The sequence below is a fragment of the Flavobacterium columnare genome, from assembly GCF_014844295.1.
GTDB classification, from domain to species: Bacteria; Bacteroidota; Bacteroidia; order Flavobacteriales; family Flavobacteriaceae; genus Flavobacterium; species Flavobacterium columnare.
Genome location: NZ_CP054494.1, coordinates 1,912,224 through 1,923,010, shown reverse-complemented (window position 1 = coordinate 1,923,010; position 10,787 = coordinate 1,912,224). Strand labels below are relative to the sequence as shown.

Genomic DNA, 10,787 nt, shown 5'->3' with positions numbered 1-10,787 from the left:
CTAAAATTCAACTCCTAAACGCTTCACGTTTTTAAGATTGTCAACATCAATAAAAAGGAAACCGTTACTATCTTTAATTTTAAACTTATAATCTGCGAAATAAATCTTTTTTATTTGCTCATGTTTTATCTCTACTTCTTCAAAAAGAGTTCCAATAGTAATATTATTTAGTTTCCACTTTTTATTGGTAATTGTAACATTTTTAAACTGATCATCTTGCATAGTCATTGTTAATCCATCGTATGTGAAATTAAAAATAGGAGGTTCATTTTTTTCTTGAATTTCTTTATCTAAAGTAATTGCCTTACCTAAAATAGCCTCTACTCTATCAGGATCTATTTTTGTACAAATATTAATTTTCTTACCCGTTTTAACATTTGTTAGCTGCAAGACACAACTAGTTTGAGCAAGCATTGTACTGGCTGTTAAAATTAAGAAACTAAAAAGAAAGTATATTTTTTTCATCAACAAAAATTTATTTACAGGATAAACGGATCTAAATTATAACGAACTTAAATCATTAGAAAAAACTAAAATAATAAAAAAAAGCCAAACATTACTGCTTGGCTTCTTTCTATCATATTATTATTTTAGTCAGCTAAAACAATAATTTTATTATCATTCATTTCAATAGTTCCTGAATTGATAGATAACCAAAATGTCTGTTCATTAACTTTGCTGAATTTATCCTTAAATTCTTTAGCAATTTTAATACTTGAACCTACAATTTTTACATTACCTTTTGCTAATAACGACACTATAGGAGCGTGGTTATTTAGCATTTGGAACTCGCCATTAACTCCAGGAACTGCTACCGAAGTAACTTCTCCTTTGAATAATGTAGCTTCTGGTGATACTATTTCTACAATCATCTTTTTAAATTTTGAATTTTAAATTTTGAATTTTAAATTAATTTATAATTCAACATTCAGCATTTAAAATATGTGATTATGCTTCAGCTAACATTTTCTGTCCTGCTTCGATTACATCTTCGATGGTACCTTTTAAGTTGAAAGCAGCTTCTGGTAAGTGATCTAACTCACCATCAATGATCATGTTAAATCCTTTAATAGTATCTTTAATATCTACTAACACTCCAGGAATACCTGTAAACTGTTCAGCTACATGGAATGGTTGAGACAAGAAACGTTGTACACGACGTGCTCTAGATACTGATAATTTATCTTCTTCCGATAATTCTTCCATACCTAAGATAGCAATGATATCTTGTAACTGCTTATACTTTTGTAGGATTTCTTTTACTCTTTGTGCGCAATCATAATGCTCAGCACCTAAGATTTCTGGAGTTAAGATACGAGAAGTAGAATCTAATGGATCTACCGCTGGATAAATACCTAGCTCAGCAATTTTACGTGATAATACCGTAGTAGCATCCAAGTGAGCGAAAGTCGTAGCTGGCGCTGGGTCAGTTAAGTCATCCGCAGGTACGTATACCGCTTGTACTGACGTAATTGAACCCTTTTTGGTTGAAGTAATACGCTCTTGCATAGCACCCATTTCTGTTGCTAATGTTGGTTGGTAACCTACAGCAGATGGCATACGTCCTAATAACGCAGACACCTCAGAACCCGCTTGTGTAAAACGGAAGATGTTATCTACGAAGAAAAGTACATCTTTACCTTGATCTGAACCTGCTCCATCACGGAAATACTCAGCAATAGATAAACCTGATAATGCAACACGTGCACGTGCTCCAGGAGGTTCATTCATCTGACCGAATACGAAAGTTGCTTTAGAATCTCTCATTCCTACTTTATCAACTTTAGTCAAATCCCATCCTCCATTTTCCATAGAGTGCATGAAATCTTCACCATATTTGATAATACCAGACTCTAACATCTCACGTAATAAGTCATTTCCTTCACGTGTTCTTTCCCCTACTCCTGCGAATACAGAAAGACCACCGTGACCTTTAGCGATATTGTTGATCAACTCTTGGATCAATACTGTTTTACCTACACCAGCACCACCAAATAATCCAATTTTACCCCCTTTTGCGTAAGGCTCAATCAAGTCGATTACTTTGATACCTGTAAATAAAACTTCAGAAGAAGTTGATAAATCTTCGAATCTAGGAGCTTGTCTGTGGATTGGTAATCCGTTAGCACCTTCTTTTGGTAAATCACCTAAACCATCAATAGCGTCACCTACAACGTTGAACAAACGACCGTAGATATCACCACCGATAGGCATTTGAATAGGAGCACCTGTAGCTACAACATCAACACCACGGCTTAAACCGTCAGTAGAGTCCATAGAGATAGTACGCACTGTATTTTCTCCAATGTGTGATTGTACTTCAAGTACTAACTTAGTACCATCTTGATTAGTGATTTCTAATGAATCGTAAATTTTCGGAAGTTCAACTTCTGCAGCATTGAAAACCACGTCTACTACGGGACCAATGATTTGCGCAACTTTTCCTATTACCTTAGACATACTTATGTATTTATTAAATAGCTATTTAGTTATAAAAAACGCTGTGTTTTTTCAGATTGCAAAGATAATTTTAATATTGTGAAATCCAATATAAAAATTTTGTTTTTTTTAAAATATAAATTCCACCCTTTATAGCATAAAAAAACCTCCTAATTTATTAGGAGGTTTTCATTTAAATCATTTCTCAATTAATTTACATAATTGCCCGTTGGAATAATTACTGGAAATAACGCTGGTTTTTTACCTAAATCTATCATTCGTAAAGTAGATTTATATTGTGCATTTATTGCTTCTATCATTTTATTAGCAATAAACGCATATCCTCTAGGACTTGGATGTACACCATCTAGTGAGAAAGCACCACCTGTAATAAAACTAGCAGTTAAACTGTAATTACCAAACTGCACGTTCCCTCTTACCAACTGATCCATAACGCTTTTTGCATCAAAAAACGCTAGGTTTTTAGTTTTTGCCGCATTTTCTATCACTTGGTTATAAGCGGCGGTAGCCCTAGCTATTTTGGATGCCTCATCAATTGTTAATACAGAAGCATCTTGTAAAGGATACGAAACCCCTCTAACTGCAAAATCACTCGGAACACCTGGTTCCATATTATTTGGAGGAGCAATTAAACTACTTGTAGACAACAAAATATAATCTCTTTCACTTATATTGTTTTTTGCATGACGCGCTCTACCATAAAGATTTCCCACAAAGGTTGCCGTTTGCAAACCTAGAACAGGAGCTAAATTATCTCTTATAGGACCAGACAAATCAACTAAAGTTTCATCAACAATTAACAATGGATTTGTCTTTTCGATTGTATTTGGATTATTATCGTCTTCAGAAATCACTTCAAACCTATTAGGAAGGCTCAAGGCTTTTGTAATTTGATTTACAACTCCAAACAACTGATTCAAAGATGCTGCTTTATCTTTAGACAAAGCAGGAACGGGATTATACGCTACAGTCGTAAAAAAAGGCAATGTATTTACATTTGGCAAATTAGCTACAATGCCTTTTCTTCCATTTAGCGTTAGAAGATCAATAGCATTATTAAATACATTTGCGAAAACTGCTGGATCTGTAATATCGTTACTAGCATAGGTTGCTGGATTAAGATTTCCTGTTTGATCTACCCCAATTCCTCCAGAAGTAGCATACGTCAGCACGTCGTTTCCTCCTATCCACAATGAGAAGAACGTGGGTTGTTGAGACAAGGCATCCGCCAACATAGTGGTTCCTGGAGAAGAAGCAAAACGTCTAAAATAAGGATTTCCCTGAACGCTACCATACCCGGAAAAACCAATATGATAGGATTTAGCCCCTGGTACAGATATATTATTAAATGGCCCTGAAACCACAGTAGTAGCTTCTGTTGTTTGAGTTCCTTGACTTGAAACTAAATTTATAACGGGCTTACTTGTGTCATTTCCCAAAAAACCTCTAAACACCAGACGAGGCGGAAACTGTGTTGGATCAATAGGAAAAGGAATCCCTCCAAAAAGCAACCCTCCCGTATTATCAGCCATTAATGGCGATTTAAAAACCCCTCCTCCAGCTGCTGCAAATTGCCTTGCCATTTGTTCTGGATAAGCATTTAATTGACCTGCAATAAACAATGATCCATCACTAAAACCAGCACCATAAGAATCACCAATGGCTACATACTTTGAAAAATTAGCTTCTCCTGCTGTTACAGGTATCTCTTTTACTCCCTCATCTTCTAGATTCGTTTCACATGCTACTAAAGCATACGATGCGAACAAAATCCATTGTATCTTTTTAATCATAATCTTTCGTTTTTCATTAAACATTATTATGGATTGATCGTCCATGAAATATAATATTGTTTTCCTATCATACCTGCTCCAGGCACTTGAATATAGTCCTTCCCAAACAAATTAGTACCCCCAATTTTTATAACCGATTTAAGAACAGGAATCGTTGTATTAACTTGTGCATCATACACATAATTTTCAGGAACATACGCATCTATCATTGTTGATTCCCATAAATAGCTAGAATTATAACGTGCATTTAGATTAAAGCCTAATCTCTTAAATATGTTTTCTGCTCCAAAAGATGCTTTTGCACGATGTTTGGGCGTATTAAACCCAGCTTCAAAATCAGGATCTAAGCTATCATCGTATTTAAAATCAGAATAATTATAACTTGCGCTCAAATTGAATTTACCAACTTTACGGCTTAGCCCTACCCCCATACCTAACGAAGTTACTTGTTTTTTAGAATTTGTATAAACTTGAAATAGACGAACATCTGTGTTTTGCAAAGCAAGTATTGCCGTTGGTAAATTTGTTCTCACATCACCATACAAAGGCGTTATTACATTCGAGCTACTAATAAAATCGTTATAAATATTATAATACGCATTCAGATCAAATGAAATTTCTTTAAAGATTGAACGATAGCCGACCTCAAAAGCCTGTACACGTTCTGGCTTAACTAACGACACATCGGCTACTTTCAGATCTGCGGGATTTAATGATCGCTTAAAGGCTGCCACTGAAGCTGCTGTAAATGATCTAGTATAAGCATCACGTCCTGTTACAACAACCGAACTACCATTTGAGTTTAATTTAATAGCTTCTGAATATTTATCTAAGTTATCTGGAGCTGATCCTACCAAGGCTAAGGGACCTATGTTTAATCCTATATATTGATCTTGTGTTGTCGGATTTCGGAAGCCTGTTTGGTAAGAAACTCTAAAATTATGTTGTTTCTCTTTTCCTCCAGCATACGATATGGATAATCTAGGAGAAATATTTCCATTAAAATTTTGTGACTTATCATAACGTATAGATGCCGTAAGTTTTACACGTTCATCAAAAGCTTTTTTCTGAATTTGTGTATACACCCCATATTCATCATAGGTAATAGGTTTTAACTTATCTGTAAAAATAGAACCTTCTGACTCCATAGTGTATCTACGAGCTGACCCTCCGATTTGAATTTCTGCAAATTTGATTAGATCTTTGAAATTATAATTCAAATCTCCGTGATGAATTCTAGAACGATCTACTAATTTAGCCCCTACGTTCAAGTCTGAACTTGATAATACTTTTTCTAATGCTTGATTAAAAGCTCCTGTTCCAGGTCTTAAACGAGGATTTCCACTTGGAGTAAGAGGTATTTCAAATGGAGTATTATAATCTGCAAAAGCGCGGGCTCTTTTATCTGCTTGATCTGTTGGCAGCCCTAGCAATGTACTTGACAATACATACGCAGTTCCATAATCCGTAAACCATGCCTTATCTGATTTTGCCTCTCTATTTATGTTCCAAGCTGCAAAACCTAAATTGTATGAATCGCCAGCATTTTCTCCTGATCTATAAATGCGAGCAAAGAAGTTATCTCCTTTTATTTCAAACTTAATTTGATCCATAAAGAAATTTTTTAGAGCATAACGATTTGCTCCTTGATACAAGGTGTTTCCTATCCCTACCTTATATTGTCCTATAAATTCAATATTTTTGGCAAATTTAGAATCTGAATTTACCCAAGGACGTATATGAATTGACGCATCAAATTTAGCACTGTTAATTTTTCCATCTGATAATTCTTTTTCCGCATATCCTGTTCTACTTACTTGTCCAACAGCAGGAATAAATGTACTAACTTCATCTCCATAAGTGTTTAAACCATCATAATTTCTGTTTAGTTCATGACCTATTCCTCCTGGTGTCAAACTACGTCTGTCATCTGCCATCCATTCTTTTGCTTCCATGTAAGAAAAGTTTACTTTGGCAGCGAAATGATCTGTAAATTTTTTAGCCGCTCTAATGCCTAAGTCAAAATAATTATTTGTACCCGCTACATCTTGAGTGGTTTGACCGTATTTGAAATAAGTTGAAAGACCTTCTTTGCTAAAAGGATTGCGACTATTCATAAACATAATCCCATTAAATGCGTTAGCTCCATAAAGAGCTGATGAAGCACCTGGTAAGACTTCTACACTTGCCACATCTAAATCAGAAATACCTAAAAGATTTCCAACTGCAAAATTTAGTGCGGGTGATGCGTTATCCATTCCATCTACTAACTGCATAAAACGGGTGTTTCCAATAGTAGCAAAACCACGTGTATTAACGGACTTAAAATTAAAACTGGAAGTATTGAAATGAATATCTTTTAAATTCTCCAACCCTTCATAGAAAGAAGGAGCAGTTGTGTTTTTCACTTCTCTTAATCCCATTCGCTCAATAGTTACTGGGGACTCCAAAATTTTCTCGGGAGCACGTGATGCTGAAACTACTATTTCATTTAAAGAAGTGGATTGTTCTACTAGAATAAAATCTAGTTTTTGATCCTTTGAACTTATAGTTAAAACTTGACTGGAATACCCCATCATTGAGACTTCTAGGGCAAAAGGAAACGGGCTATTGGTTTTTATTACAAACTTCCCATCAAATCCAGACGATGTTCCTGATACGGATCCTACAACTTTTACATTTGCACCGGGTATAGGCTGATTTTTATCATCAGTCACACTTCCTGTTATTGTATTTTGCGCAAAAGTAATTACGCTAAAAAACAATGTTAAGATAGAAAAATAGACTCTCATTGGTTGAAGGTTTTTGATTGGTTTACAGTTAGCAAAATACAATATTTTTTGAAAAAAAATTAAACAAAATATAAAAAAAGTATAATTTTTTATTAACTGTAGTAAAGAGTCTTAATTAGATACAAAATATTAAAATTATCCACTCTTTATCTTATATGATTTATAGATTGTATTGTTCTTTTAAAAAAATATTATTACTCTTTTATCCAACAAATTTGTTTAATCATTTATTTTGAGCTATCCTTAAGATCCTTAACTTTACAGTTTTTATATTATTTTGGACTTTATAATTTCTTTTAAAAAAATAATTTAATCCATAAAATGCTTTATCCGTCTATACTAAAAAAACTAGAATCGTACTGTGCTTATCAAGAGAGGTCTTATAAGGAAATCCAATTAAAACTGAAATTACTAAAGATAGAGGAGGAATTAATGGAGGAGTACATCATCTATCTGATTGAACATAATTATTTAAATGAAGAGCGTTTTGCTTGTTCATTTGCTAGAGGAAAACATAACTATAAAAAATGGGGTAGAATACGCATTACAAACGAGCTTAAATTACACGGAGTATCGTCCTATAACATTAAAACAGCTCTTAATGAAATAAAAGAGGAGGACTATCTCCAAAATTTCAAGGAATTAACCGAAAAAGAATGGAATAACACAAAAGAACCTCTCCTTCAAAAAAAGAAACGTAAGGTGAGTGATTTCCTCTTTAGAAAGGGGTATGAATCTTATTTGATTTTTAAAAAAATAGAAGAATTATGTACTCTAAACGGATAACAAAACACTTACTGCGTTTCCTCCAAATCCTACTGCATTAACTAATATCTTTTTGATGGATTTTGGTTTACTGGATATGTTTAAATAAGGAATTCCTATAAAATATTGAACTTGCAACATTAAAATAGCCATTTCTACACTTAATAAACCAGAGGCTCCAAAGGTGTGACCTAATTTCCATTTATTAGTTGTAAGTAAAGGTAATTTACTTTTAAATATTTTTTGGATGGCTTTGTATTCTGACGAATCCCCTTTAATTGTGCCTGGTGCATGCATAACAATAACATCAACAGCATCTAAAGACGTACTACCTAATGCCATTTGCATTGATTTTTGAAAACAAAGGGCTTCTTCGGAAATAGATATATTATGTTGTAATTCATCTGTTGCAAATCCAACCCCTTCAATATAAGCCAACGCATCAACTGTTTCGCTTGCGTCCAAGCAAATAGAACTGGCTCCTTCTCCTAATACCATAGTGTTTTTAGTTTTTTTCAAATCAAGTGCACGGCACGGATATTCTTGATTTTCTTTAGCATATATCTTAAGTGCATTCATTTGCGCAAGAGTAAAATCTGTCAAAGATGCTTCACTAGCTCCTACCAAAAACTTATCCATCATTCCTGCTTGTAACCAAGCTACGCCATTTAATAGAGCGTGTAGTCCCGTAGAACAGGTTATTGAATGTGAAATAGCCAACCCTTTATTCTTTAGGTCATGTGCCACCCAAGACGAAATATTCCCTAAAGTGGTTGTGGGCGAAACAAGTGTAGATGTCATACCTGTTTCTAAAAATTCTTTATGATAGTATTCCAAAAGCTGAGTTGCTCCTCTTGATGAACCTATATTGATTCCGAAATCATCTCCTTCTTTCCAACCCGCCTGTTTTACCGCGTTACGAGAAGTTAAAATTGCCATTAAAACAGTCTGATCTAATGATTTATATTTAAGATCGGATTGTTGTAAAATATCTAATTCAACTTTACAATCTGTGGGCATTTTAGCTATATATTCTTTTTTATTATTAAATTTTTCAACTGTAATACAAGTAGAATCTAATAAATAATTCCTCCAAATTTGTTCAGGTTGACTACCTAAAGCAGACATAGAAGCTAGAGAAGTGATGGCTATTTTTTGTTTCAAAATATAAAGTTTGGGCAAAGTTCGCAAAGTTTTTAAAAAAACACTAAAAAACTTTCTATTTTAACGTGTGTTCTTCAAATAAAACCTTCTCTTAATAACAATCAAGAGTATGGTTTTACTACTCTTTCAAATTCCTACAATTCCTTTATTTGAAACCATCTAAACCTATTATACTTCCGTCTTTTTTGAATTTCCTTTAGAAATCCTAAAAAATAATTTACACGATAAATTTACATAGAAAATCTCAAAATGGAATTCCCAACTAAAGATGCCGTTTTGAAAGAAACACCCCAAAAAAGGGTCGATGTCAATACGAAACTAGAATATGATTTTGAATCCATTTAATCTTATATTTGACAAACGGCTCAGCCTTCAAAACTGGCTTCTACTTCTATATACCAATTGTTATTACCTTGCACTGAAACTTATTTATTTTCAGCACTTTCGTTTATTTCTTTCGCTTTTGCTTTGGATCAAGTCAAAACCCTATAGAATTAATCCCCCCTTTTAAAAACAATAAAAAACAAAAACACCAGTGGTTTTTTATTTTTTATAACAAAATATTTGTTTTTTAAAACCAAACCCGCTATATTTGACTTAATCATATTTCCATAAATGGTTGTTATTATTAAAAACAAAATATGTCATGAAACCACAAAACCCAAACAATCCTACTCAAATTGGTTCATACCTAACAAAACCCACCCCAAAATCATTTTTTAACCTACTCTATACCTTTATAGATATATCCTTATGTATTTCTTAATTTTTTAAATATTTATAATTATGTCATTCAAAGCAAAATTAGCAGTAGCAGGAAAAGAGTACACAGTATTAAATGTAAACTACGGTTTATTTCAAGAAACAGACGCAACGGGTAGACCTTCTACTGTAACTAGAGGAGGAAAAATTGAATTAACAATTGAAGGTACTGCAGACACTTCATTCTTTGAGTGGATGACCAACTCATTTGAAAGAAAAGACGGAAGTGTAAAATTCTTTAAAAGAGACAGCGAAGCGGTTCTAAAAGAATTAAAATTCTCAGAAGGATACTTAGTAAAATTCAGAGAAAACTTTGATTCTACAGGCGTAAATCCACTAACTGAAACCTTTACCATTTCAGCTAAAAAAATTGAACTAGGTTCAGGAGCTTACGAAAACGAATGGGTATAATCCCTTCAAAAAGGCGTTCCCTAAAAACAACTTTTTAACCCCCAGTTCTTTGTTAGTTTCTCTAAGGAAATGACATTGGCTAGATCAATCATTGTATTACCTCCTAGGTTTTACACCGGTCAACCCTAGTCTAAAAAGAACTCCGTTAAATGATGGTTGCGATCTTTTGGGATCGCCTTTTTTCTTTTTTTTCTTTCAAATAAACAACCCTATAAAAAAACAAACATGTCCTTTTTAGCTAAATTAGAACTAGACGGAAACACCTATAACATACTCAGTTGCGACTATAATTTTACACAACAAATAGACGCTACAGGAAAACCCGAAGGAATGCCTCAAGGAGGCGAAATTAACATCCGTATAGAAAGCAACGGGAAATCCAACCTATTACAATGGATGCTCGACCACAGTCAAACCAAAAACGGCACCATTATATTCTTTAGAAGAGATGCCATGAGCAAACTACAAGAGTTAAAGTTTGAAAAAGCCTATTGTGTTTCCTTTTCGGAATATTTTGACGCTAAAAGCACTGAACCGCTACAAATTGCCCTACGTCTAATGGCCAAACGTTTTGTTCTAAACGAAGCTGCACACGAAAAGAAATGGAAAGATTAAACAACAACTAAACAACTAAAAAATA

Annotated in this window: 9 protein-coding genes; 3 read left to right on the top strand and 6 right to left on the bottom strand. The window is 33.8% G+C overall.

What is annotated here, in order from left to right:
* From HUE53_RS08345 to HUE53_RS08325, 5 genes are all read right to left on the bottom strand, one after another.
* Complete coding sequence (locus HUE53_RS08345) at window positions 1-465, bottom strand: hypothetical protein (protein ID WP_065213849.1); 465 nt, start codon at window positions 463-465, stop codon at window positions 1-3.
* Between the two features lie 125 nt (window positions 466-590).
* Entirely contained in the window at window positions 591-872 is a 282-nt protein-coding gene (locus HUE53_RS08340; RefSeq protein ID WP_014166624.1) for a F0F1 ATP synthase subunit epsilon, read from the bottom strand.
* 76 nt (window positions 873-948) lie between these two features.
* Window positions 949-2,460: a F0F1 ATP synthase subunit beta gene (gene atpD, locus HUE53_RS08335; RefSeq protein ID WP_014166623.1), complete on the bottom strand. Its 1,512-nt coding sequence runs from the start codon at window positions 2,458-2,460 to the stop codon at window positions 949-951.
* 188 nt (window positions 2,461-2,648) lie between these two features.
* On the bottom strand, window positions 2,649-4,253 hold the full coding sequence (locus HUE53_RS08330; RefSeq protein WP_041253591.1) for an SGNH/GDSL hydrolase family protein: 1,605 nt from the start codon (window positions 4,251-4,253) through the stop codon (window positions 2,649-2,651).
* Between the two features lie 26 nt (window positions 4,254-4,279).
* A complete protein-coding gene (locus HUE53_RS08325) occupies window positions 4,280-7,045 on the bottom strand; it encodes a TonB-dependent receptor (protein WP_065213850.1) in 2,766 nt (921 codons plus the stop codon).
* Window positions 7,046-7,366: 321 nt separating this feature from the next.
* Between HUE53_RS08325 and HUE53_RS08320 the strand changes: the two genes are divergently transcribed.
* On the top strand, window positions 7,367-7,831 hold the full coding sequence (locus tag HUE53_RS08320) for a regulatory protein RecX (RefSeq protein WP_014166620.1): 465 nt from the start codon (window positions 7,367-7,369) through the stop codon (window positions 7,829-7,831).
* Here HUE53_RS08320 and HUE53_RS08315 read toward each other — a convergent pair.
* Complete coding sequence (locus HUE53_RS08315) at window positions 7,820-8,974, bottom strand: beta-ketoacyl synthase N-terminal-like domain-containing protein (RefSeq protein WP_041253292.1); 1,155 nt, start codon at window positions 8,972-8,974, stop codon at window positions 7,820-7,822. The two genes, HUE53_RS08320 and HUE53_RS08315, sit on opposite strands and share 12 nt — an antisense overlap.
* A gap of 786 nt (window positions 8,975-9,760) precedes the next feature.
* Between HUE53_RS08315 and tssD (HUE53_RS08310) the strand changes: the two genes are divergently transcribed.
* A complete protein-coding gene (tssD, locus tag HUE53_RS08310) occupies window positions 9,761-10,147 on the top strand; it encodes a type VI secretion system tube protein TssD (protein ID WP_014164869.1) in 387 nt (128 codons plus the stop codon).
* A 225-nt stretch (window positions 10,148-10,372) separates the two neighbouring features.
* The gene (tssD, locus tag HUE53_RS08305; RefSeq protein WP_014164870.1) at window positions 10,373-10,762 is read left to right on the top strand and encodes a type VI secretion system tube protein TssD; all 390 of its coding nucleotides are present in this window, start codon (window positions 10,373-10,375) and stop codon (window positions 10,760-10,762) included.
* Window positions 10,763-10,787 lie beyond the last annotated feature (25 nt).

Coding starts and splice junctions, on each gene's coding strand:
- HUE53_RS08330 (WP_041253591.1), bottom strand. CDS start 4,253: ATGATTAAAAAGATACAATGGATTTTGTTCGCATCGTATGCTTTAGTA.
- tssD (WP_014164869.1), top strand. CDS start 9,761: ATGTCATTCAAAGCAAAATTAGCAGTAGCAGGAAAAGAGTACACAGTA.
- HUE53_RS08320 (WP_014166620.1), top strand. CDS start 7,367: ATGCTTTATCCGTCTATACTAAAAAAACTAGAATCGTACTGTGCTTAT.
- HUE53_RS08345 (WP_065213849.1), bottom strand. CDS start 465: ATGAAAAAAATATACTTTCTTTTTAGTTTCTTAATTTTAACAGCCAGT.
- HUE53_RS08325 (WP_065213850.1), bottom strand. CDS start 7,045: ATGAGAGTCTATTTTTCTATCTTAACATTGTTTTTTAGCGTAATTACT.
- HUE53_RS08340 (WP_014166624.1), bottom strand. CDS start 872: ATGATTGTAGAAATAGTATCACCAGAAGCTACATTATTCAAAGGAGAA.
- tssD (WP_014164870.1), top strand. CDS start 10,373: ATGTCCTTTTTAGCTAAATTAGAACTAGACGGAAACACCTATAACATA.
- atpD (WP_014166623.1), bottom strand. CDS start 2,460: ATGTCTAAGGTAATAGGAAAAGTTGCGCAAATCATTGGTCCCGTAGTA.